This window comes from Sphingomonas faeni (genome assembly GCF_030817315.1).
Taxonomy (GTDB): domain Bacteria; phylum Pseudomonadota; class Alphaproteobacteria; order Sphingomonadales; family Sphingomonadaceae; genus Sphingomonas; species Sphingomonas faeni_C.
In genome coordinates this window covers 2,321,294-2,343,504 of record NZ_JAUSZF010000001.1, presented here as the reverse complement: position 1 = coordinate 2,343,504, position 22,211 = coordinate 2,321,294, and the positions used below count along the sequence as shown (strand labels likewise).

Sequence of the window (22,211 nt, the reverse complement as noted above, 5' to 3'; positions counted from 1 at the left end):
TCGTGGTAGCGGTCGGACGTGGCGCAAGACAAGCTGGAACACCGACTTAAGGCCAAGGCGGCCGAATTGGGTTTTGCGGCCTGTGGAATCGCGCACGCCGATGCAGCGCCACGTGCCGGCGAACGGCTCCACCAATGGCTCGCGGATGGGCGGCACGGCGACATGATCTGGATGGAGGAGCGCAAGCACCACCGCGAGAGCCCCGCCGGCCTCTGGCCCGAGGTCCGCAGCGTGATCGCGCTCGGCATGAGCTACGCCCCGAAGGACGATCCGCTGCGGCTGGCGGACGAGGGCGGGGTGGGGCGCATCTCGGTCTACGCGCAGGGCCCGGATTATCACGACGTCGTAAAACGCCAATTGAAGGCGCTCGGCCGCTGGTTGGCGCAGGAAGCCGGGCGCGATTTGCCGCCGTTCGACCTGAAAGTGTTCGTCGACACCGCCCCGGTCATGGAGAAGCCACTTGCCGAAGCCGCCGGGCTGGGCTGGCAGGGCAAGCACACCAATCTCGTCAGCCGGGAGCATGGCAGCTGGCTGTTCCTCGGCGCGATCTACACGACGCTCGACCTGGAGCCGGACCGCGGCGGGGTCGACACCTGCGGCAGTTGCGACGCCTGCCAGACCGCCTGTCCCACCGCGGCCTTCCCACGGCCGTACCAGCTCGACGCCCGTCGCTGCATCTCCTACCTCACGATCGAGCATGCCGGCCCGATCCCGCACGAGTTCCGCGCCGCGATCGGCAACCGCATCTACGGCTGCGACGATTGCCTCGCCGTGTGCCCCTGGAACAAGTTCGCCGTTGCCGCCAACGCGAACCTTGCCTTCCACCCCCGCGCGGAACTGGTCGCGCCCGAACTCGCCGACATCCTCGCGCTCGACGACGCTACCTTCCGCACGGTCTTCGCCGGCTCCCCGATCAAGCGCATCGGCCGCACCAAGATGATCCGCAACGCCCTGATCGCGGCGGGTAACAGCGGCGATCCGGCGCTGGTCGCTGCGGTCGCCGCGTTGCTCGACGACCCCGCCCCCTCGATCCGAGGCGCGGCGATATGGGCACTGGCCCGGCTCGACGACCTACGCTGTCGGACCGAGCGCCGCCGCCGTCTACCCCAGGAAGTCGACGACTCCGTCATCGCCGAATGGACCTGCGCGGCGTAGACGCGTGACGATCAAGCGACGTCCGTGATGGAGAGGTTAGCGGAAGAGCTGTTTCGAGAAGGCAGGTGGCAATAACCGACATTGCGGGCCTACCGTTTTGACTGGTATTATTGGGAGCTTGGGAATGGCAGGGTTTGGGCATAACGTTCCCCGCCTGTCGCAACCAATCTCAGTTCTAGTGATTTTAGGACTAGGGTTATTTGATACGGTCCATCTAGGAAGGGCGCTCAAAATGAGGACTCTGATTGGCTTAGCTTTTGTGTTGGTGACAGTCCCGGCTTCCGCACAGATTACGGGCCCCGCCATGAGCATGAACGGTCCTAATTACAGCATGTTGCTTCCTAGCACGACTGGTAGACTTGGTCTTTCAGAGACACCGACTATGCGAGCAAACAAGCTGGAACGTGCTATTGCCTTACGTGCTGAAGCAGACTCCCTGTTAGAACAAGATGGTGGCAAGCTCACCGCTACCCACGAAGCTTATGTGCGTCGAAAGGCTTGCGCTATTCTTGGCGACTCGCGCTTGCCGGCAGGATCACTCGTTCCCGAACGGCGCTGTACCTAACTCGCCTACAGTACGTGCGCTAGATATCCTCTCATTGGCGCAGTTGCCAAGGCAGGCGCGGTAATTAGCTCCCCGACTGGTTGCCTGCTCAGGCCGCCTTCGCAGGCAATTAGCTGCTATCTGAATGAACGACCGCTTGTGAGAATATCCCGAGGCGCTTGAATGTCGGGACTCTGGGCGATGCCTGCCGCTACTTGCCCCCCTCGCGCCTAGTCAGCGCGGCGACACAACTCGCGCGGTCGATCGTGCTGCCGTCGGGTTCGCGGGCGTCGAGGTAGGTGACGCGGGGGGCGTCGGATCCCTTGGGATACAAATACGCGTCGAGCACGCAGATCCCGCTCTGGAACTGGAGTTTTCGTGCCGAGCCCTCACGCACGTCGGCATCGGGTTGGCCGAACAGCTTGGTCAAGCCGGCGGCGTCCTGGCCCAGCACGCGTTCGAGGCCGACGCTCGTATAGGGGATCGCCGGGCGTCCAACGGCGGGCTTGGCGACCGGGGCCGCGCAGCCCGCCAGTCCGCCGCCGAGCGCCACCGCGACGGCTATAGTGGTCAATCGCGTCATGGCCGGCCTTTGCGAGAATATCGGGCGTGGAAGTAATGCGTCGCCATCGCCGCGCCGAGAACCGGCGCGGCGATGTTGAGGACCGGAACCACGAACAGCCCGGTGTTCGCAAGCCCCAGCACGAACCGCCCGCTCTTGGTCGTCGCACGCCAGCCCCGCATCGCCGCCGCATCCATATGCCGTGCCGCCACCATGTCGCCGAGATCGCGCCCGAGCAGCCAGCCATTCACGACGAAGAACGCGGCCGCCGTGCCGACCCCGGTGACAAGCAGCGCGATGTAGACCGGCAGCATCACCAAATTGACGAGAACGACGCGACCCGCCGAGCGGAGCCCCATGGCGAGGCTGCGCGCGAAGGGCACGGGGCGGGCGGTGCGCAGGGCTTCGGGATAATGCCGGGCCTCGACCGCCGCGACCACCTCGTCGGCGAAGATCCCGACTACGGCGATCGCGACCGCGCGGAACAATAGCCACAGCGCCAGGATCGTGACGAACAGCGCGAACGCCGCGGCGAGGCCGTCGGCATGCCAGTTAAGCCACGCGGCCAACGCGGCTTGCGTGCCCCACCACGTACCGACGCCGAGCAGCGCGAAGACGAACAGCGTGGTCAGCATCGACTTCACGAACACGCGCAGAACGGGCGGGTCGGTGAGTTGGCCGAGCGAGAGGGTAAGGGCACGGAGCATCGGCTCTGGATGGCGCTGCGTCGATGGAAGGTCAACGCGGGTTTCCCGATGATGGAGCGCAGCACCTCGCTTACCCGTTCCCCCGCGGACGCGGGGGCCAGCTAAACCACAGACACCGTCCGAGACCCTAGACCCCCGCGTTCGCGAGGGAACAGCAGAGTGCGGTGCTGCAATGCGCGCATGGAGCGACCAATCCCACAACATCGCCGTAACCGCGAGAACCGCGTAACCGCGAGAACAGCCGCGACGGCTAGAACCGATTAGATCGCGGAAACCAGCAACCAAAAACCACCACCCCGGCGAAGGCCGGGGCCCAAATGGGGGACGCCAATGACGTAACGCGGCGCTCCGTTACGACCACCTTTCCAATTGGGCCCCGGCCTCCGCCGGGGTGGTGCTTATCGGGACGGCATCCGCTCCGGCAGCTCCACAGGCCCCGCCTCCGTACGCCCCCTCATCCCCACACCAGTTGCACCAATCCCCCCCGCCATTTACGGCAAGGCTTTCCCGCATCCCCGGAGTTCCCCCTTGAGCACACCCACTTACGACGTCGTCGCGATCGGCAATGCCATCGTCGACATCCTCAGCACCGCCGACGACGCGTTCATCGAAGAGATCGGTGTCGCCAAAGGCTCGATGCAGCTCATGTTCTCGTCGGAGGACGCCGACGCGCTCTACGCCAAGATGGGCCCGGGCATGGAAATCTCCGGTGGCTCCGCCGCCAACACCGTCGCCGGCATTGCCGCGCTCGGCGGTAAATGCGGGTTCATCGGCCAGGTCGCCGACGATCAGCTCGGCCAGGTCTTCGCGCACGACGTCCGCAGCATCGGCATCGAATTCGCCACCCCGGTCCGCGAAGGTGCGCCGACCACCGGCCGCTGCCTGATCTTCGTGACCCCCGACGGCCAGCGCACGATGAACACCTTCCTCGGCGCAGGGCAATTCCTCCCCGCCGCCGCGATCGACACCGCGATGATCGCCGACAGCGCGATCCTGTATCTCGAAGGCTATCTCTGGGATCCCGAAGAGCCACGCGCCGCGATGCGCGCCGCGATCGATTGCGCACGCGGGGCAGGGCGCAAGGTCGCGTTCACGCTCAGCGACGTGTTCTGCATCTCGCGCCATGGCGCCGATTTCCGCCAGCTGCTGAGCGACGGCCTGATCGACATCCTCTTCGCCAACGAGAGCGAACTCGCCGCCCTCGCCGAGACCGACGACTTCGACGCCGCCGTCGCCAAGATCTCGGCCCAGGTCCCCACTTTGGTCGTCACCCGCGGCGAGCACGGCGCCTGCGCGATCCAGAACGGCAATCGCGCCGAAGTGAAGGCCGAGCCGATCGCCAAGGTCGTCGACACCACCGGGGCCGGCGACCTGTTCGCAGCGGGCTTCCTCCACGGCCAGGCGCAGGGCTACGACCTGCACGCATCGCTGAAGCTCGGTGCAGTCTGCGCGGCCGAGATCATCAGCCATGTCGGCGCCCGCCCGATGGTCGACATGAAGGCGCTCGCCGCCAAGCACATCGGCTGACCCAAGCTTGTGTCCCCGCGCAGGCGGGGACCCAGACTAGGCTCCCGCCTTCGCGGGAGAACAAGCTTTGGTGACGAGACACAAAAAAAGGGCCGCGGGAGTTTCCTCCCGCGGCCCTTTTCGCGTCCGGTCTCAGTGCGCGCCGGGCGGCGCCATGTCGATGTCGGTCTCGCCGCCATCGGCCATCCCGCGACCCAGATAGCTCTTCCGGTAGCCGTACAGGAAGTAGATCACGAGCCCGACCGCGCCCCAGATCGGCAGCACCGCCATCGCCTCGTACGGCAGCGAGAAATACAGCCCGATGCAGCCGACGATCGTCAGCGGCGCGACGATCCAGGCGGCCGGCGTGCGGAACGGACGATGCCGGTTCGGCTCGCGCTTGCGCAGGATCAGCAGCGCGATCGCGACCATCATGAACGCGTACAACGTGCCCGCATTGGCGATGTCCGCCAGCTGGCCGACCGGCAGGAACGCCGCGGCGAACGCCACGAACACGCCGGTGATCGCGGTCACGATATAGGGCGTCTTCCACTTCGGATGCACGCGGCTCAGCACTTCCGGCAACAGGCCGTCGCGGCTCATCACGAAGAAGATGCGGGTTTGGCCGAACATCAGGATCAGGATCACCGACGGCAGCGCGAGCCCCGCCGCATAGCCCATCCAGTTGCCGACGTTCGCATAGCCGATCTGGCGCAGCACGTGCGCCAGCGCCTCGTTCGAACACACCAGAGCCTGCGCATTTGCAGGAATAAGGCAGGCGCGCGCCAGTTCGGGCGAGCCCGTCGTGAACGGTACGCCCGCCGCATCGAACAGTGGCTGACCACCGATCGTCCCGATCGCGCCCGCCGCGACCAGCATGTAGAACACGGTGCAGATGCCGAGCGACGCGATCAGGCCGATCGGTACGTTGCGCTGCGGATCCTTGGTCTCTTCCGCGGCGGTCGAAACCGCATCGAAGCCGACATAGGCGAAGAAGATCGTCGCCGCCGCACCGACCACACCGAGGCCGTTGCTGCCGAGGATGCCGGTGGGAAGGAACGGTTCGAAATTACCGCCATGCGTCTTGGGCAGGGTCAGCGCGACGAACGCGGTCAGCGCGACGACCTTGATCGTCACCAGCACCGCGTTCACGCGGGCGCTCTCCGTGGTGCCGATCATCAGCAGCCACGTGACGAGCAGCGAGATGACGACCGCGGGCAGGTTGATGAACCCGCCGGGCACGTACGGCCCCGCTGCCAGCCAGAGCGGCAGGTCTATCCCGAACGTTTCTCGCAGGATCGAGCCCGAGAAATAGCCGGACCACCCGACCGACACGGCGCTGGCGGCGACGGCATATTCGAGGATCAGGGCCCAGCCGACGGTCCAGGCGAGCAGCTCGCCCATCACGGAATAGGTATAGGTGTAGGCGGAGCCGGCGACCGGTGCCATTGCCGCGATCTCGGCATAGCAGAGTGCCGCGACGACGCAGACTGCGCCGGCGACGATGAAGCTCAGGATCATGCCCGGCCCGGCCTTCTGCGCGGCGGCGGACGTCAGCACGAAGATGCCCGTCCCGATCACGCAGCCGATGCCGAGCATGGTAAGCTGGAACGCGCCCAGCGATCGGTGGAGCGATTTCTTCTCCGCCGTCGCCAGGATGGCGTCCAGTGATTTCACGCGACCAAAAATCAATTCGGTACCCCCCGGGGATTACAGGGGCCCGGTCAGAAGGCCCCCTTGCTCAATCCCGCGAGCCTAATGGCAATTTTATTACGTGCAATCCTTTAGTGGCCGAAAGCTGCCCTATCGCGTGAGCATCGGACCCAGAGGACGCCCGCCGAAGACATGAACGTGCAGATGCGGCACCTCCTGGTGCCCGTCCTGGCCGATGTTGGCGAGCAGACGATAGCCCGGCTCGACCAGCCCAGCGGCCCGCGCCACGGCACCGACTGCGCGAATGAACCCGGCGATCTCCACATCGGGCGCCCGCGCGGAGAAATCGTCCCACGACACGTACGCGCCCTTGGGGATCACGAGCAGATGCGTCGGCGCCTGCGGATTGATGTCGTGGAACGCGATCGCGACGTCGTCTTCGTACACCCGCTTCGACGGGATCTCGCCGCGCAGGATCTTCGCGAAGATGTTCTGGTCGTCATAGAGCTGGGTGGCGTCGATCGGCATAGATTCCCTTCCCGCTTGCGGGAGGGGTTTAGGGGAGGGGCTTGGCCCTCCCGATCCCGACGGAGCGTGTGCCTCATGCCCTCCTCCGACCCCTCCCGCAAGCGGCAGGGGAGCGAGTTCGCCGGCCAACCGGCACTCGACCGCCGCCGTCGCCTCAGACTGGTTCGGTGCCATCTTGATCGGACATAAACGCCAACGCGGTCACCACCACGTCCTTGTTCTCCCGCGAAGGCGGGAGCCCAGTCTGGATCCCCGCCTTCGCGGGGAAACAAGGTCTGCAAGTCGGAGGGGAGTAATCGCCCACTCGGTCGGGGACCGTCGTTCCGCAAACTTAGCGCCCAACACTGTGTCGTTCCGTAAGTGCCGAAAGCAGCCCGGCACGAAGGGTTTACCCCGCCCGCCCAGCCTTCTCGACCAGTCCGCCGACACCCTCGCGCCGTTCCAGTTCAGCCCGCACATCGTCAAGACTGAGCCCCGCATCTGCCAGCAACACGGCGAGATGAAACATCAGATCCGCCGCTTCCGGCACGATGCTCGCCTCGTCGCCCGAGCATGCCGCGATCACCGTCTCGACGGCTTCCTCGCCGAGCTTCTGCGCGATCTTCGGGCGGCCCTTGACGAACAGGCTCGCAGTATAGGAGGTGTCGGCGGGCGCATCGCGACGCGCGCGGATGGTCGCCTCGAGGCGGTCGAATACGGGGTCCATACGCTGCGTGCTGACGCAGCGGAGAGGGCGGGTCAATCCTTCGCGGCCGGTTTGCTCTTGGCAAACCGCTTGCGCAACGCCCGCCGCACCAGCCACACGCCGACCGCGGCAAACCCAAAGAGCGCGATGTCCGACAGTTCCGGCCTGGTCCGCGGATGAACGATGCCGCTATGCCCCGACTGCACCGCGAGGACGGGCAGGGCGATCATCGGATCAGGCCGGATGGTACCGTGGAGGGCGAACCGGCGAACGAACCGGGATCCCTGCAGCCGCCAGCGCGGCATGCGCGTCGCCGATCGACGCCTGCCCGAAATGGAAGATCGACGCCGCCAGCACCGCGCTCGCATGCCCGTCGCGGATGCCCGCGACCAGATCGGCGAGCCCGCCGACCCCGCCACTCGCGACCACCGGCACGCCGACGCGGTCCGAAATCGCCCGGATCAGGTCGAGGTCATAGCCACTGCGCGTCCCGTCGCGGTCCATCGAGGTGACGAGCAACTCGCCCGCTCCGAGTTCGGCAAGCTTCAGGGCATGGGCGATCGCGTCGATCCCGGTCGCCCGCCGGCCGCCATGCGTGAACACTTCCCAGCCGTCCCCGGACCGCCGCGCATCGACTGAGGCCACGCAGCACTGGCTACCGAACCGCTCGGCGATATCCGCGACCAGTTCCGGCCGCTCGACCGCCGCGGAATTGACCGCCACCTTGTCCGCCCCCGCCAACAACAGCGCGCGCGCATCGTCCGCCGTCCGCACACCGCCGCCGACGGTCAACGGCATGAAGCACACCGCCGCCGTCCGTCGCACCACGTCGAGGATCGTACCCCGACCTTCATGGCTCGCCCCGATATCGAGGAAGCACAATTCGTCCGCCCCGGCCGCATCATACGCCCGCGCCTGCTCGACCGGATCGCCCGCATCACGCAACTCGACGAAATTCACGCCCTTCACGACACGGCCATCGGCAACATCGAGACACGGAATGACGCGCGCGCGAACCGTCATGCGCCGAGCCGAAGAAATAGTTCACGCGCAGACGCGGAGACGCGGAGACGCGGCAAAGCCGCTAAGAATGATTCACGCGAAGGCGCAAAGGCGCGAAGAGTGAGCAGAAGAGCGGGCCTACTTACCTTCTCACTCTTCGCGCCTTTGCGCCTTCGCGTGAACAAATCTCTGCCTGCGGCGCCAAGCGACACTCCGCGGCTCTGCGCGAAAATACTATCTCCGCGTCTCCGCGTCTCCGCGTGAATCATCCTGCTGCCTTCGCTACACTCAACGCCGCCGCAAGATCGAGCCGGCCGTCATACAACGCCCGCCCGGTGATCACGCCCTCGACGCCATCCCGCACATGCAAAGCCAACACGTGGATCTCCGCAATCCCCTTCACGCCACCACTGGCGATCACCGGAATGTCCACCGCCCGCGCCAGATCGACGGTAGCTTCGACGTTGCACCCCTTCAGCATCCCGTCACGCCCGACATCGGTGAACAGCAAAGACGCCACCCCAGCATCCTCGAACCGCCGCGCCAGATCGACCGCGGTCGTCGTCGAAACATCCGCCCAACCCTTGGTCGCGACCATGCCATCCTTAGCGTCGACCGCGACCACGATCCCGCCCGGAAAATCCTTCGCCACGCCGCGGACGAACTCGGGGTCCTCCAGCGCCGCCGTCCCGATTACGACGCGCGACACACCCAGATCGAACCAGCCCTCTACGCTAGCCCGCGTCCGGATGCCTCCGCCAAGCTGCACATGCCCCGGAAACTGCGAAACGATCGACCGTACCGCATCGCCGTTGACCGAAGCCCCCGCAAATGCGCCGTCGAGATCGACCACGTGCAGATGCTCCGCGCCCGCGTCCGCGAACAGCATCGCCTGCGCGGCGGGATCGTCGCCATAGACGGTCGCCCGGTCCATATCGCCCTCGGCAAGCCGTACGACCTGACCCGCCTTGAGGTCGATCGCGGGGAAAATAATCAGGCTCACGGCCGCCACTCCAGAAATCGTTCGAGCAAGGCCAGGCCGTAGCGCTGGCTCTTCTCGGGATGAAACTGCACGCCGATCATCGTGTCGCGACCGATCGCCGCGGTGACCGCGCCGGCATGCTCGGTCGTCGCAAGCACATCGGTGCCTTCAAAGGCGAAGCTGTGCAGGAAATACGCCTCGCCCGGCTCGATCAACGGATGCGGCGTGGTCGGAACGACGTCGTTCCACCCCATATGCGGAACCTTGGCTTCCATCGTCCCCGGCTCCAGCCGCCGCACGCGTCCCGGCACCCAGCCAAGCCCGGCATGCGTCCCCATCTCTTCGCCCGCATCGGCCATCAACTGCATGCCGACGCAGATCCCGAGAAACGGCGTAGCCTCGTCCCGCACGCGTCTGTTGAGCGCCTCGACCATTCCCGGCACCGCCCGCAACGCCGCAGCACACGCGCCATAAGCCCCAACACCCGGCAACACGATCCGTTCGGCCTTCGCCACCACGTCCGCGTCAGACGTCACGACCAGATCGACACACCCGGCCGTCCGCAACGCGTTCTCGACCGAGTGCAGGTTCCCCGCGCCGTAATCGATGAGCGCTAACATAACCCCCCTCCCTGGAAGGGAGGGGTAGGGGGTGGGTCGGCCAGTTGGCAGGTGATGAGCGTCCCTAGCGGCCGACCCACCCCCGGCCCCTCCCTTCCAGGGAGGGGGGAAGTCACAACATCCCCTTGGTCGAAGGAATCGCGTCCGCCTTCCGAGGATCGATCTCGATCGCTGTCCGCAACGCGCGCGCGACACCCTTGAACGCAGCTTCGGCGATGTGATGGTTGTTCGAGCCGTACAGCGTCTCGACGTGCAGCGTGATGCCGGCCGCCTGCGCGAAGCTGTGGAAGAAATGCTCGAACATCTCGGTATCCATGCCGCCGAGGCGCGTCTGCGAGAACAGGTCCTTCCACACCAGCCAGGGCCGCCCGGAAATATCCAGAGCAACCCGAGTCAGCGTCTCGTCCATCGGCGACAGCGCATCGCCGTACCGCGTGATGCCGCGCTTGTCGCCGAGCGCCTGCGCGAACGCCTGCCCGATCGCGATGCCGGTATCCTCGACGGTATGATGCTCGTCGATGTGCAGGTCGCCCTTGGTCCGCACGCGCAGATCGATCAGCGAATGACGCGAGAGTTGCTCGAGCATGTGGTCGAAGAAACCGACCCCGGTCTCGACGTCGTACACGCCGGTCCCATCGAGGTTCACGGTGACGTCGATCGCCGTCTCGGCGGTAGAGCGGGTAATCGTGGCGGTGCGCATGCCACCTCCCATAACGTGCGCCACGACGCATGCAATCTTGACCGCCAATCGAATGACGCTACCCAAGGGAAATGACCGATGGACTGCCCGATAGCCTGATTCCCTACGACGAGATCGTACAAGAAGCCCTGCGTGCCGTGGTCGGCCGCGTGCTTGGCTCCGTTGCGGACGCCGGCGGGCTTCCCGGCGAGCATCATTTCTACATCACCTTTAAGACGCAGGCGCCCGGCGTCGACATCCCGAAGCGCCTGATCGAGCGCTTCCCGGACGAGATGACGATCGTCATGCAGAACCGCTATTGGGACCTCATCGTCGACGACGAGCGGTTCTCGATCGGGCTGTCGTTCAACCAGGTGCCTTCGAAGCTGGTCATCCCCTATTCGGCGATCACCGCGTTCCAGGATCCCGCGGTAAGCTTCGAACTCCGCTTCCAGGCGCAGGACGGTGCGGACGACGCGCTCGGCGACCATGACGAAGCGGAAAACGACGGCCCCACCGCAGTCCCGATCGAAGACGGCTCGAACGTCGTAGCTGTGGATTTTAAACGGAAGAAGTGACCCTCTAAACTCCCTCTCCCCGCCGGGGAGAGGGAAGGGGCCCGCCGCACTTGCGGTGGGAAGGGTGAGGGGAGTGAGGCTAAGGCCGTTCCTCCCAACGCCCTTCACCCTTCCGTCGCCTGCGGCTCCTCCCTCCCTCTCCCCTGAGAGGCGAGGGATCCAGCACACGCCCCGGAAGGTTCTCCCCCCATGACCCAAACCCGCCCAGAAACCACCCGCACAGAAACCGACACGATCGGCCCGATCGAAGTCCCCGCCGACGCCTATTGGGGCGCCCAAACCGAACGCTCGATCGAAAACTTCCCCTTCGCCTCCCGCGAACGCATGCCGATCGAGATCGTCCACGCGCTCGCCCTCGTCAAACAAGCCGCCGCCCGCGTAAATCGCTCGCATGGACTCGACGAGAAAATCGCCGCCGCGATCGACTCCGCCGCGCAGGAAGTCATCGACGGCAAGCTCGACGACCAGTTCCCCCTCGTCATTTGGCAGACCGGCAGCGGCACGCAGTCGAACATGAACGCGAACGAGGTCATCGCCGGCCGCGCCAACGAGGTCCTCACCGGCGCCCGCGGCGGCAAGTCGCCGGTCCACCCCAACGACCACGTCAACATGAGCCAGTCGTCCAACGACAGCTTCCCAACCGCCCTGCACATCGCCGCCGCCATCGCCACGACCCACCGCCTGATCCCCGCGCTCGACAAGCTCCACGCGGCGCTCGACGCCAAGGCCAACGCTTGGGACGACATCGTCAAGATTGGCCGCACGCACCTGCAGGACGCGACGCCGCTGACGCTCGGGCAGGAATTCTCCGGCTACGCGAACCAGCTCTACCGCTGCCGTCACCGCATCGAGCCCGCGATCAGCCACGGCATGGTCATCCTCGCACAGGGCGGCACCGCGGTCGGCACCGGCCTCAACGCCCCCGCCGGCTTCGGCGACGCGATCGCGGCGGAACTCGCCAAAATAACCGGCCTGCCGTTCGTCAGCGCGCGCAACAAGTTCGAAGCACTCGCGTCGAACGACCCGCTCGTCCACCTCTCGGGCACGCTCAACACGCTCGCGGTCGCGCTGACCAAGATCGCCAACGACATCCGCCTCCTGGGCTCCGGCCCTCGCTGCGGCTTCGGCGAGATCGACCTCCCCGCGAACGAGCCCGGCAGCTCGATCATGCCGGGCAAGGTCAATCCCACCCAGTGCGAGATGCTGACGATGGTCGCCGGGCAGGTGATGGGCAACCACGTCGCGGTCACCGTCGGCGGCATGCAGGGCCATCTCGAATTGAACGTCTTCAAGCCGCTGATCGGCGCCAACGTGCTCCGCTCGATCGACCTGCTCGCCACCGCGATGGAAGGGTTCGCGGAACGCTGCGTCGACGGCATCGAACCCAATCGCGGCCGCATCGCCGAACTGCTCGACCGCTCGCTGATGCTGGTCACCGCGCTCGCCCCGGAGATCGGCTACGATGCTGCCGCCAAGATCGCCAAATACGCGCACGCCGAGGGCCTGACGCTGAAGGAAGCCGGCCTAGCGCTGGGCTTGGTCGACGCCGAAACCTTCGACCGGGTCGTCAAACCCGAGTCGATGCTCGGCCGCTAACGCGCATGCGTACGTCCCAAATCCGTTCGTGCTGAGCGAAGTCGAAGCATCCCTGCTTGGGGCACACCCTTCGACTTCGCTCAGGGCGAACGGAAATTGGAGGGGTGACCGCGCCACTCAGTCGGGAACCCAAACGCCCGTCGCGCGCTAACCCGCCACACGAGCAGGAGAAATTACGTGGGCGCAACGACCATAGGCGCGCTGATCGGCGCAGGGATCGACTCGCTCAGCGGCGACGACGGCAACGCGGACGGCGCGATCATCGGTGCGATCACTGCCAACGTACTCAAGATCGTCGTGCCCATGGCCGTGACCTACGCGATCGGCTGGGCAGTGCTGCGCGGTGCAGCGGAACTCAAGGACCAGGTTTTCGGAGAGGTGAAATCATGATCGGACGTATTATCAGCGCATTGGTTGGCCGCGAAATGGGCCGTCGCGACGGTTCGGGCGGCACCTCGGGTGCGGTCAAGGGCGTGGTCGCAATGAGCGTACTTCGTCGCATGGGTCCGCTCGGCATGGTTCTCGGCGGCGGCTATGCAGCCAAGAAGGCCTATGACCGTAACAAGGCGCGCAAGGCAGGCTATTAATCCGCCTTCGTAATACCTCGCGCGGGCCGCGCATGGGTTGACGCCCATGCGCAGTCCGCGGCAAGGGCGCGCATGCCCCACACACTTCCGTCCGACCCACATGGTTTCCGTCGCCGCGGAGTCCTGTTCGTCCTGTCCTCGCCGTCCGGTGCCGGCAAGTCGACCATCGCGCGCAGATTGCTCGCGGACGAGCACGAGCTGGAGATGTCGGTCTCGGTCACAACGCGGTCGATGCGACCCGGCGAAGTCGACGGCAAGGATTACCATTTCACCGATCTCGAGGGCTTTCGCGACATGGTCGCGAAGGACGAATTCCTCGAATGGGCGCACGTCTTCAACCACCGCTACGGCACGCCGCGCGCGCAGGTCGAGGAGATGCTGGCCGCCGGCAAGGACGTCCTGTTCGACATCGACTGGCAGGGCGCGCAACAGCTGTTCCAGATCGCCGGCGGCGACGTCGTCCGCGTCTTCATCTTCCCGCCATCGATGGAGGAACTCCACCGCCGCCTCACCAGCCGCGGCACCGACTCGACCGAAGTGATCGAAGCCCGCATGTCGCGCGCGGCCAACGAAGTCAGCCACTGGGACGGCTATGATTACGTTCTGGTCAACGACGACGTCGACAGCTGCATCCGCGGCGTGAAGACGATCCTGGCCGCGGAACGCCTGAAGCGCTCGCGCCAGACCGGCCTGATCGGCTTCATCCGCAGACTGACCCGCTAACTTCCCCCCTCCCTGAAAGGGAGGGGCCGGGGGTGGGTCGGCTGCTTGGGAACCGGTGCTTCAGCCAACAGGCCGACCCACCCCCAACCCCTCCCTTCCAGGGAGGGGAGCGAATTACAGCAGCCCCAGAAACTCCACGCCGACCCCGAACTCCTTGCGCTTCAATTCCCGCAACTGAGTCGCCTGCCAGTCCTCGCCCCACATCTCGACCGACCAGTCCTCGTCGATCCCCGCCGCAGCCCACGCCGCATCCGCATCGATCTCGCCCTCGATCAGCGCCAGCCCGATCACCAGCGACCCGGTAAGCGTCACGACCGGCGACAACCCCGCCAGCCGAAAATCGTCATACGCCGCCACCGCCTCATGCAGCCGAGCAGTCGTCGCCGCCGGCTGCGCGACGTGCATCACGCCCGCCGTCACCGCGAACGTCACGTCGTACCGCCCCCGCGCCCACGCCAGCAACGGATCCCAAGATGCTGCCTGCCGCTCGACCAGCAACGGCGGTCCCTCAGCGCGGTAGCAGAGCAGGTCGCTCTCGCCATACGCCGCCAGCCGCGCGGCGAACTGCGCGGGATCGTTCGCGATTGGATCGGTCGCCGCATTGGCCAAGCCCGTCAGCGGCATCGTTCGCGGATCGATAGTCTCGCCGACCGCACGCCATTCCTCCGCCACCGCCTCGGCCAGCGCATCGCTCGGCAATGCCAGCGGTCGCCGCCCGGGCGTCCGCACCGGCTTGCCGTCGAGCGTCACCACCCGGTCGGCATCGATCACCACGTCTTTCCAGAACCGCTTCATGCGCCCATTCCGTTCATTCAGGCGTCCGCCAGCGATGTGCCAGGCTGCGCGGGACGAGTCCGATCATCAGCAGCGCCGAAAATACGATCGCTACCCCTAAGATTTTCGGTGCAAGGTCATGCGCGCGCGCCACCAAAATCAGCCCGAGCAATGCCCCCGCCACGCCGGCCAGTCGTATCCCGACGAGCACCATCCAGCGCCGCTGCGCTACCTTGTCCACCTCGGTCATGGCCGCGCCACCATGCGCAGCAAATCCGGCACGGCGGTCGCGACGACGTCCGCCCCCGCATCCGACAACTCATGCACCGCGTGATACCCCCAAGCGACCCCGACCGCCCGCACCCGTGCCGCCCGCGCCATCGCCATGTCGAAGCTAGTATCGCCGATCATCGCGGTCGTCTCCGCGCTCGCGCCGGCCTCCGCGATCGCCGCCAGCAACATCGCCGGGTCGGGCTTCGACGGATGCCGGTCCGCAGTCTGCAACGTCACGAACCGATCGGTGATCCCGTGCGCGGCAAGGATATGCGCAAGCCCGCGATCCGACTTCCCCGTCGCCACGCCGAGCATCCAGCCGTCGTCGGCCAGCGTCTCGATCACCTCGGCGATCCCCTCGAACAACGGCTCGTCGGCCAGTTCGCCACTCGCCCGCATCGCATGGAACGCGCCCTTATAGTCGCTGGCGAGCGACCGGTGCAGCGCCTCGTCCGCCTCCGGCAGCAAGACCTGCATCGCCTCGACCAGGCTGAGCCCGACGATCCGCCGAATGGACGCTCGAGGCGGCGGGATCAGCCCGGCGCCCTCGAACGCCCGTTCGCACGCGACGCAGATATTCGCCTGGCTGTCGACGAGCGTCCCGTCGCAATCGAACACGGCAAGACGGGTCATGAGATTTTCCAACGCATCCCCGCCCCGTAGATCACGCGTGCACGCGAGGGAACGCCAAACCGGAACGGGCGCGTTTGCGAACGGTTCGTGCTGGATACCTCTGGAGACTGACGATGGCGCACGCACCGATCGACACCCCGAACATCCGGGCCGCCGCTGCTGCCGGCCTGGTCGCCGGCCTCGCCGCGTCGTTGGCGATGGACCTGTTCCAGGCCGGCATCGCCGCGCTGTCCTCATCGGAAAGCGATGCGGAACCCGCGACGCAGAAGGCGGCGGACAAGGTGTCGCAGGTCGTGGTCGGGCATGAGATCCCCGAAGATCGCAAGCCGATCGCCGGACAGGTCGTACATTACGCTCTCGGGGCAGGGCTGGGAGTCGCCTACGCGGTGGTGGCGGAATACCGGCCGACGGTGACGGCGGGGTTCGGGACGGCGTTCGCGGCGGTGACGACGGCTTTGCTCGACGAGACGGCGGTTCCGGCGGCAGGGCTCGGCGATGCGCCGTGGAAGACGTCGCCGACCACGCATCTGTATAGCGCGACGTCGCACATGGTGTTCGGAACGGTGACCGAAGGTGTGCGGCGGTTGCTGCTAGGGTGGCTGAAGTAAGGCGCGATCTACACTAGTTCCCCCGCGCAGGCGGGGGCCCAGGAATCAAGCAGCACTACGATCATGGTCCCTGGACCCCCGCCTTCGCGGGGGAACTAGAGTCGGACGACGTCCAATCATTCAAACCACCCCGGCGAAGGCCGGGGCCCAATTGGGGGACGTCGCTAACGAAGGACAACGCTCCGTTACTCCGACCTTTCCAATTGGGCCCCGGCCTTCGCCGGGGTGGAGTAAGAGGCCGGGCGACCGTCAGCTTCTCAATCCCGTCACTGCCTCCAAGTCTCCCTCTCTCCCCCGGGGGAGAGGGAAGGGGCCCGCGGCCACTCGGCCTTGGGAAGGGTGAGGGCACGCGTCACCCGATAGGCGTCACCGAGCCCCAGGACCAGTCCGAGGCTTCCCAGCCCCACCCGGACGTCCCCGCCCAGTCGGCTTGGCCCCCTCGACCCGAGGCCCGCTCCGAGGCGCGCCGAACTTCGACCCAGCCCCGGTCCGAGGCCCACCCGTCTTAGGCGCCCCCGGCTTGGCAGCCACCTTCTTGTCCTCGACGACCCCGCGCCCACGCCGCTCCCCACGACGCTCCTTCCGCACCGATTTCGCATGCGCCTTGGCCCGCGACTTCACCTGCTCGCGCGTCGGTGCGGTCTTCTCGTCGAGCACCAGCGCATCGCCCAGCGACTCCTCGAAGCCCAATTGCTTCAGGCTCTCCTCGAAATGCGTAGGCAACCCAGCCGTCACGTCGATCGACCCGCCATCCGGATGATCCACCTTGATCCGCCGCGCATGCAGATGCATTTTCCGCGAAATGCCGCCGGTCAGGAACGCCGCCGCGCCGCCATACTTGCCGTCACCGACGATCGGATGCCCGATCGCCGCCATATGCACGCGCAACTGGTGCGTCCGCCCCGTAAACGGCTGCAACTCGACCCACGCCGCGCGGTTGCCCGCACGCTCGATCACGCGGTACCGCGTCCGCGCCGGTGCGCCCTCGGCCTCGTCGATGTGCATCTTCTCGCCACCGGTGCCCGGCTGCTTGGCGATCGGCAGCTCGATCATGCCGTCCTCGATCGACGGCACGTCGACCACCAGCGCCCAATAGACTTTCCGCGCAGTCCGCCCCGAGAACGCCTTGGCAAAAAAGGCCGCAGCCCGCGACGTGCGCGCGACCAGCAGCGCACCCGACGTATCCTTGTCGAGCCGGTGGACCAGCTTCGGCCGACCCTCGTTGTCGTACTGGAGCGCATCCAGCAGCCCGTCGACATGCTGCGTCGTCTTGGTCCCGCCCTGCGTGGCGAGGCCCGGCGGTTTGTTCAGCACGAACGCCTGGAAATCCTTGTGGATGACCATGCCCTGCGCCAGCTCGGTTTCCTCGTCGGACAGGATCACACGTTCGCGGACGCGCTTGGGCTTGTCCGGGTCGGCGGCGGCCTTGTCGGCCTCGGGCGGCGGTACGCGGAGCATCTGGCCCGCCGCGATCCGGTCGCCCGGGGTCGCGCGCGCGCCGTCGACGCGCAGCTGCCCGGTGCGCGCCCACATCGCGACCGTGGTGTAGCTCGTATCGGGCAGATGCCGCTTGAACCACCGGTCCAGCCGGATGCCGTCATCGTCGAACCCGACGTTGAACTCGCGGAAACCCATATCGCTATCGCTTTTGCCCGCAGTCATGCGACGGCCCTTACTGCGGAGAGACCCGCGAACAACGCGGCGACCGAACCGATCACCGACACCAAAACATACCCGAGCGCGACGCCGAATGCGCCTCGCTCGATCATCGTGACGACCTCCAGCGAGAACGCCGAAAAGGTCGTGAATCCCCCAAGCACGCCGACCGCGAGCAACAGGCGCCAGTTGTCCGACGCGCTGTTCCGCGCCAGCACGCCGACGAGCACGCCCATCAGCAACCCGCCGACGATGTTCACCGCCAGCGTCCCGAAGGGATAGTCGGGCCCGAGCAGCGACGTCATCGCACTACCCGTCAGATAGCGCGCGCCGGAACCGACCGCACCACCGACCATGACGTAGAGAAGGGGAAGCATCCCCGCGCCCTAGCGTGAATCGGGCAAAACGGAAAGGTGCGGTTGGAGAGGGGTGCGAACCACCCTCGCGCACTCTCCTTGTTCTCCCGCGAAGGCGGGGACCCAGCCTGGACTCCCGCCTTCGCGGGAGAACAAGGAGAGGGAGGGGGAGTCACCCCCAATCGGCACCACCCCGGCGAAGGCCGAGGCCCAATTGGAAAGGTCGCAGTAACGAAGGACTGCCCTCAGTTAGCGACGTTCCCCAATTGGGCCCCGGCCTCCGCCGGGGTGGTGCGCCTGGATAAACGGGATCTCGCGGAACAACTCACCCCCCAGCGTTGGAAACCAAATCCTCATCGCTCCCACCACCAGCCCGCGCCGTCACATACACCACATAAGCGTCGTTCCCCCGAACCCCGCCCAGCACATGCTGCCTGCCGTCACTGCTATGCCCGTCGAATACCCAGCCGTCGTCGCCTTCGTAAAATACCAGTCGAGCATCTTCTGCATCGGCGCAGCGCTGGCAAAACTCACCACGCGCAGCCGGCACCCGTCCCGATCCGCCCCCGCAGCCTCTGTCAGCCGCGCCGCCGGATACAGCGGCAGGTCCGCCGGCGACCGGTTCGCCCACCTCGCCGAATACCCGATCTTCTGCGCACAGGCCCCCGCGTCCGGCGTCTTCGGCCGTGCCGCCAGCGCCCCCAGCGTCAATGCGTCGTCCGCCGCTTTGCATTCCGGACAGTCGTGCGATGCCGCCGGCGCGCGCTTCAACGTCTTCGCATCGATGGGATCCGCCGCGAGCGCGCTATCGGGGACCGCCCCGCTCTCGGGCGGGGTAGGCGGACGCACCGCATCGGTATTCGACGATTGCGCAAGCCGCGGCAATCCTCCCCCGCCAGGGGGAGGTGGCTGGCCCCTGCCAGAGGGAGGGGGAGGTAAGGGAAACGCCGGTTCCGTGTTCTCCTCTTTCGTAACCTTCCTCCGCCAAGGGAGGATCGTAAGACTCCGCCACATACCCGAAGACTTGTCCCAACCCCTGCAACTCGCCATGTTCACGCCATGCTGAACATCGCCTCGATCCTCATCGGCCTCGTCACTCTGGTGCTCGGCCTCGTCGCCTTCATTCCGCTGCTCGGCTGGATGAACTGGCTCGTCATTCCGATCGGCATCGTCGGTGCAGCCGTCGGCGCGCTCTCGTCGAGCAACGGCGGCCGCAACCTCAACATCGTCCTGATCATCATCTTCGCGATCCGCCTGAGCCTCGGCGGCGGCATAATCTGACGCAGCAAGGGCCCGGCGTTTCCACCGGGCCCGCCCAACTCACGCTAACGGTCGCTCAACGGCAGCGGACGTTGCCGCGGTCGATCGACGATCCGAGCAATGCCCCACCGCTGCCGCCGATCAGCGTGCCAAGCAGGCTGGAACCTCCGCTCGAGATCAAATTGCCGAGGACGCCGCCCGCCAGGCCGCCGATGATCAACCCGGTCGTTCCGTCGCTCCGGCGGCAATAATAGCGCCCGTTACTCCCGCGATAGATCCGGTCGTTCCGGCCCAGGCGTCGCTCCTGATAATAGCGGCCGTCACGGTAATAGCGGTCGGCGAAATAGCCACGCTGGCCGCGCTCGTACCGATTGTAGTCATAGCCGCGATACTGCTGCCAATTCCCGTTGCGGCCCCCATTGCCGACACCGTCGCGGCGGATGTCGCGAATATCCCCGCGTCGATCCTGCCGCACGTCGCGTACCTCGTCGCGGTATTCGCGGCGAGCATCGCGCACAGTCGACTGCGCGGTCGCCGGGATCGTCCCGAACGCGCTGGCGGCCAAAGCTACCGAAAGAATGGCGATACGCGGCATGGGGTCTCCCGGTACTGTAGGTAGAGATCGGCCGGCCGCATGCTACGTCGCATTCAGCCGGCCGACAGGTCGTCAGGCGCTTCTATGCGGCCAGATTGTGCTCCAGCGTGATCTCGGCGTTGAGCACCTTCGACACCGGGCAGTTCGCCTTGGCATCCGCGGCGATCGCCTCGAACTCGTCCTTCGAGATGCCGTCGATCTTCGCGTTCAGCGTCAGCGCCGACTTGGTGATCTTGAACCCGTCGCCATCCTTGTCGAGCGTCACCTTGGCCGACGTTTCCAGCGTGCCCGCCTCATAACCCTTGCCGGCGAGCGCGAAGCTCAGCGCCATCGTGAAGCACGACGCATGCGCGGCCGCGATCAGCTCCTCGGGGTTGGTGCCGGGCCCGTTCTCGAACCGCGTGTTGAAGCCGTAGGGGCTGTCGGACAACACGCCCGACTGGGTCGAGACATGACCCTTGCCGCTCTTGCCAAGGCCTTCATACTTTGCCGAACCGCTGCGTGTGGTCATCGTTTTGATCCTTCTGGACAAGAAAAAAGGCGCCGCGGTTTCCCACGACGCCCTTCCTGAACGCGCAACTACCGAAATAGCGGCGCATTTTCTTTTAGCGGCAACGACGGTTGTTGTTGCTGGTGCCCTTGTCGACCGCGCGACCGGCAAGACCACCGAGTACGGCACCGCCCAGCGTGCCGACAGTACGGTCGCCGCGGGTGTCGACCGTGCGACCGAGCAGTGCACCGCCGACGCCGCCGATGATCGTGCCGGTCGTGCCGTTGTTCTTCTTGCAATAGACCCGGCCGTCGCGACCACGCCATTCGCGACGATCACGCGCGTCCGCGGCCGAAACCGGGATCAGGACGGTCGGCAGGACCATCGCGCTGCAGCCGAGTGCTAGGATGAACTTACGCATGATTAAACTCCCAAGTGATTTGATCTGATGGTGTAACGAGCCTTGTATACGGCCGGTTGCATGAACGAAAAACAACACTTCGTTCATGCTGGCGTTCATGTTCGCTACCGCGTCGAATGCTACCGTAGGGCGATGCAGGGTCATTCGGTGGTCGCGCTTTACGCTGGATAGCCGGCCGGTTACGCCGCCCTGATGTTGCCCGTCCCGCTCCCCGTCGAGATCCTGCCCGTCGCGGCACCCTGGTTCGACCTCGCCGGTCTCGCGGTGTTCGCCGCCTCGGGTGCGCTCGCGGCGGCAAAACGCGGCCAGACCTTCGTCACGCTCGTGTTCTTCGGGCTGATCACCGGGGTCGGCGGCGGCACGGTCCGCGACCTGCTGATCGGCGCGCCGGTGTTCTGGGTCCACGACGCCCGCGCCGCCACCGTATGCCTGGGCATGGCACTGCTGATCTGGGTAACGCCCGAGCGCTGGTGGAAGGGCGAGGCACTCGGCTGGTTCGACGCGGTCGGGCTCGCGGCGTACGCGGTGTACGGCGCTGCCAAGGCTTTGGGCTACGGCGTGCCCCCGGTTCCCGCCGCGCTGATGGGTGTGATGACCGCCTGCGTCGGCGGCATCATCCGCGACGTGCTGGCGGGCGAGCCGTCGATCCTGATGCGGCCGGAACTGTACGTGACCGCTGCGGCACTAGCGGCGGCGAGTTACGTCGGGCTGGTGTTGCTGGGGGTCCCGCTGGCGTGGGCAGCGGTGATCGCCGCGAGCGCGGGGTTCACATTGAGGGCTGCGGCCATCCGCTTCCATCTCGCGCTGCCGGCGTATGGTGGGCGGCGCTAACTCACGCAGCTTGTTATTCTATCACTTGTTTCCCCGCGAAGGCGGGGACCCAGCCTGGGATCCCGCCTTCGCCGGAGAACAAGGAGGGTAGGGCCGCGTTCGGACTTGAACTGCCGGTTCGACCTTACTCGCCCTGATTTTGCGCGCCTAATCTCTACTCGTCGACGGTAGCACCCCCCGACACCACCACCCCGGCGAAGGCCGGGG

At 66.2% G+C, this 22,211-nt stretch carries 29 protein-coding genes; 10 read left to right on the top strand and 19 right to left on the bottom strand.

The features are described from left to right. Positions 1–18: 18 nt before the first annotated feature. Positions 19–1,155, top strand: coding sequence for a tRNA epoxyqueuosine(34) reductase QueG (gene queG, locus QFZ54_RS10845; RefSeq protein ID WP_307087010.1), 1,137 nt, complete (start codon positions 19–21; stop codon positions 1,153–1,155). A 755-nt stretch (positions 1,156–1,910) separates the two neighbouring features. On the opposite strand, the gene QFZ54_RS10840 is transcribed toward queG, so the two are convergent. After that, a complete protein-coding gene (locus tag QFZ54_RS10840; protein WP_307087009.1) occupies positions 1,911–2,282 on the bottom strand; it encodes a hypothetical protein in 372 nt (123 codons plus the stop codon). Beyond that, on the bottom strand, positions 2,279–2,968 hold the full coding sequence (locus QFZ54_RS10835) for an EI24 domain-containing protein (protein WP_307087008.1): 690 nt from the start codon (positions 2,966–2,968) through the stop codon (positions 2,279–2,281). Before QFZ54_RS10835 ends, QFZ54_RS10840 begins: the two co-directional genes overlap by 4 nt. 528 nt (positions 2,969–3,496) lie before the next feature. On the opposite strand from QFZ54_RS10835, the gene QFZ54_RS10830 reads away from it, so the two are divergent. Beyond that, positions 3,497–4,495: an adenosine kinase gene (locus tag QFZ54_RS10830; RefSeq protein WP_307087007.1), complete on the top strand. Its 999-nt coding sequence runs from the start codon at positions 3,497–3,499 to the stop codon at positions 4,493–4,495. Between the two features lie 132 nt (positions 4,496–4,627). Here QFZ54_RS10830 and QFZ54_RS10825 read toward each other — a convergent pair whose 3' ends face one another. The 8 genes from QFZ54_RS10825 to hisB all read right to left on the bottom strand — a co-directional run bounded on the left by QFZ54_RS10825 (position 4,628) and on the right by hisB (position 10,644). Further along, positions 4,628–6,166, bottom strand: a complete 1,539-nt coding sequence (locus QFZ54_RS10825; protein ID WP_307087006.1) for an amino acid permease — start codon at positions 6,164–6,166, stop codon at positions 4,628–4,630. Between the two features lie 111 nt (positions 6,167–6,277). After that, on the bottom strand, positions 6,278–6,655 hold the full coding sequence (locus QFZ54_RS10820; RefSeq protein WP_307087005.1) for an HIT domain-containing protein: 378 nt from the start codon (positions 6,653–6,655) through the stop codon (positions 6,278–6,280). 388 nt (positions 6,656–7,043) lie between these two features. Then, entirely contained in the window at positions 7,044–7,361 is a 318-nt protein-coding gene (locus tag QFZ54_RS10815; protein WP_307087004.1) for a phosphoribosyl-ATP diphosphatase, read from the bottom strand. Between the two features lie 32 nt (positions 7,362–7,393). Beyond that, complete coding sequence (locus tag QFZ54_RS10810) at positions 7,394–7,570, bottom strand: hypothetical protein (RefSeq protein WP_307087003.1); 177 nt, start codon at positions 7,568–7,570, stop codon at positions 7,394–7,396. A 4-nt stretch (positions 7,571–7,574) separates the two neighbouring features. After that, a complete protein-coding gene (gene hisF / locus QFZ54_RS10805; protein WP_307087002.1) occupies positions 7,575–8,363 on the bottom strand; it encodes an imidazole glycerol phosphate synthase subunit HisF in 789 nt (262 codons plus the stop codon). A 244-nt stretch (positions 8,364–8,607) separates the two neighbouring features. Then, on the bottom strand, positions 8,608–9,345 hold the full coding sequence (hisA, locus tag QFZ54_RS10800; protein WP_307087001.1) for a 1-(5-phosphoribosyl)-5-[(5-phosphoribosylamino)methylideneamino]imidazole-4-carboxamide isomerase: 738 nt from the start codon (positions 9,343–9,345) through the stop codon (positions 8,608–8,610). After that, positions 9,342–9,944 carry an imidazole glycerol phosphate synthase subunit HisH gene (gene hisH, locus QFZ54_RS10795; RefSeq protein WP_307087000.1) on the bottom strand — a complete coding sequence of 201 codons (603 nt, stop codon included), beginning with the start codon at positions 9,942–9,944 and terminating at the stop codon, positions 9,342–9,344. Before hisH ends, hisA begins: the two co-directional genes overlap by 4 nt. Before the next feature lie 112 nt (positions 9,945–10,056). Further along, a complete protein-coding gene (hisB, locus tag QFZ54_RS10790; protein ID WP_307086999.1) occupies positions 10,057–10,644 on the bottom strand; it encodes an imidazoleglycerol-phosphate dehydratase HisB in 588 nt (195 codons plus the stop codon). A gap of 71 nt (positions 10,645–10,715) precedes the next feature. On the opposite strand from hisB, the gene QFZ54_RS10785 reads away from it, so the two are divergent. From QFZ54_RS10785 to gmk, 5 genes are all read left to right on the top strand, one after another. Beyond that, the gene (locus tag QFZ54_RS10785; RefSeq protein ID WP_307086998.1) at positions 10,716–11,201 is read left to right on the top strand and encodes an SspB family protein; all 486 of its coding nucleotides are present in this window, start codon (positions 10,716–10,718) and stop codon (positions 11,199–11,201) included. Between the two features lie 189 nt (positions 11,202–11,390). Next, positions 11,391–12,797: a class II fumarate hydratase gene (gene fumC, locus QFZ54_RS10780; protein WP_307086997.1), complete on the top strand. Its 1,407-nt coding sequence runs from the start codon at positions 11,391–11,393 to the stop codon at positions 12,795–12,797. A gap of 177 nt (positions 12,798–12,974) precedes the next feature. Continuing rightward, positions 12,975–13,187: a hypothetical protein gene (locus tag QFZ54_RS10775; RefSeq protein WP_248522625.1), complete on the top strand. Its 213-nt coding sequence runs from the start codon at positions 12,975–12,977 to the stop codon at positions 13,185–13,187. Next, complete coding sequence (locus tag QFZ54_RS10770) at positions 13,184–13,384, top strand: hypothetical protein (RefSeq protein WP_307086996.1); 201 nt, start codon at positions 13,184–13,186, stop codon at positions 13,382–13,384. Before QFZ54_RS10775 ends, QFZ54_RS10770 begins: the two co-directional genes overlap by 4 nt. A gap of 72 nt (positions 13,385–13,456) precedes the next feature. Beyond that, positions 13,457–14,107 (top strand): guanylate kinase, encoded by a 651-nt coding sequence (gene gmk / locus QFZ54_RS10765; RefSeq protein ID WP_248522626.1) that lies wholly within the window; start codon positions 13,457–13,459, stop codon positions 14,105–14,107. A gap of 114 nt (positions 14,108–14,221) precedes the next feature. On the opposite strand, the gene QFZ54_RS10760 is transcribed toward gmk, so the two are convergent. From QFZ54_RS10760 to QFZ54_RS10750, 3 genes are read right to left on the bottom strand one after another with little or no spacing between them, the layout of a single operon-like run. Further along, positions 14,222–14,902: an ATP12 family chaperone protein gene (locus QFZ54_RS10760; RefSeq protein ID WP_307086995.1), complete on the bottom strand. Its 681-nt coding sequence runs from the start codon at positions 14,900–14,902 to the stop codon at positions 14,222–14,224. Positions 14,903–14,915: 13 nt separating this feature from the next. Then, on the bottom strand, positions 14,916–15,131 hold the full coding sequence (locus tag QFZ54_RS10755) for a hypothetical protein (protein ID WP_307086994.1): 216 nt from the start codon (positions 15,129–15,131) through the stop codon (positions 14,916–14,918). Continuing rightward, a complete protein-coding gene (locus tag QFZ54_RS10750; RefSeq protein WP_307086993.1) occupies positions 15,128–15,787 on the bottom strand; it encodes an HAD-IA family hydrolase in 660 nt (219 codons plus the stop codon). Before QFZ54_RS10750 ends, QFZ54_RS10755 begins: the two co-directional genes overlap by 4 nt. 113 nt (positions 15,788–15,900) lie before the next feature. On the opposite strand from QFZ54_RS10750, the gene QFZ54_RS10745 reads away from it, so the two are divergent. Continuing rightward, positions 15,901–16,395, top strand: coding sequence for a DUF1440 domain-containing protein (locus QFZ54_RS10745; RefSeq protein WP_307086992.1), 495 nt, complete (start codon positions 15,901–15,903; stop codon positions 16,393–16,395). Positions 16,396–16,761: 366 nt separating this feature from the next. Here the strand turns inward: QFZ54_RS10745 and QFZ54_RS10740 are convergent, their stop codons facing one another. From QFZ54_RS10740 to QFZ54_RS10730, 3 genes are all read right to left on the bottom strand, one after another. Next, positions 16,762–18,057, bottom strand: coding sequence for an RluA family pseudouridine synthase (locus tag QFZ54_RS10740; protein ID WP_307086991.1), 1,296 nt, complete (start codon positions 18,055–18,057; stop codon positions 16,762–16,764). Then, positions 18,054–18,428 (bottom strand): fluoride efflux transporter CrcB, encoded by a 375-nt coding sequence (gene crcB, locus QFZ54_RS10735; RefSeq protein ID WP_307086990.1) that lies wholly within the window; start codon positions 18,426–18,428, stop codon positions 18,054–18,056. The genes QFZ54_RS10740 and crcB overlap by 4 nt, the downstream gene beginning before the upstream one ends. A gap of 360 nt (positions 18,429–18,788) precedes the next feature. Then, a complete protein-coding gene (locus QFZ54_RS10730) occupies positions 18,789–19,292 on the bottom strand; it encodes a hypothetical protein (protein ID WP_307086989.1) in 504 nt (167 codons plus the stop codon). A 174-nt stretch (positions 19,293–19,466) separates the two neighbouring features. Here QFZ54_RS10730 and QFZ54_RS10725 point away from each other — a divergent pair, with 174 nt between their 5' ends. Beyond that, a complete protein-coding gene (locus QFZ54_RS10725; protein WP_307086988.1) occupies positions 19,467–19,688 on the top strand; it encodes a hypothetical protein in 222 nt (73 codons plus the stop codon). Positions 19,689–19,743: 55 nt separating this feature from the next. Here the strand turns inward: QFZ54_RS10725 and QFZ54_RS10720 are convergent, their stop codons facing one another. From QFZ54_RS10720 to QFZ54_RS10710, 3 genes are all read right to left on the bottom strand, one after another. After that, positions 19,744–20,262: a glycine zipper 2TM domain-containing protein gene (locus QFZ54_RS10720; protein WP_307086987.1), complete on the bottom strand. Its 519-nt coding sequence runs from the start codon at positions 20,260–20,262 to the stop codon at positions 19,744–19,746. An 82-nt stretch (positions 20,263–20,344) separates the two neighbouring features. Continuing rightward, entirely contained in the window at positions 20,345–20,773 is a 429-nt protein-coding gene (locus tag QFZ54_RS10715) for an OsmC family protein (protein ID WP_307086986.1), read from the bottom strand. A gap of 94 nt (positions 20,774–20,867) precedes the next feature. Continuing rightward, positions 20,868–21,173: a glycine zipper 2TM domain-containing protein gene (locus tag QFZ54_RS10710; protein WP_307086985.1), complete on the bottom strand. Its 306-nt coding sequence runs from the start codon at positions 21,171–21,173 to the stop codon at positions 20,868–20,870. A gap of 192 nt (positions 21,174–21,365) precedes the next feature. Here QFZ54_RS10710 and QFZ54_RS10705 point away from each other — a divergent pair, with 192 nt between their 5' ends. Continuing rightward, positions 21,366–22,004, top strand: coding sequence for a trimeric intracellular cation channel family protein (locus QFZ54_RS10705; protein WP_307086984.1), 639 nt, complete (start codon positions 21,366–21,368; stop codon positions 22,002–22,004). The last annotated feature ends 207 nt before the right edge of the window (positions 22,005–22,211 follow it).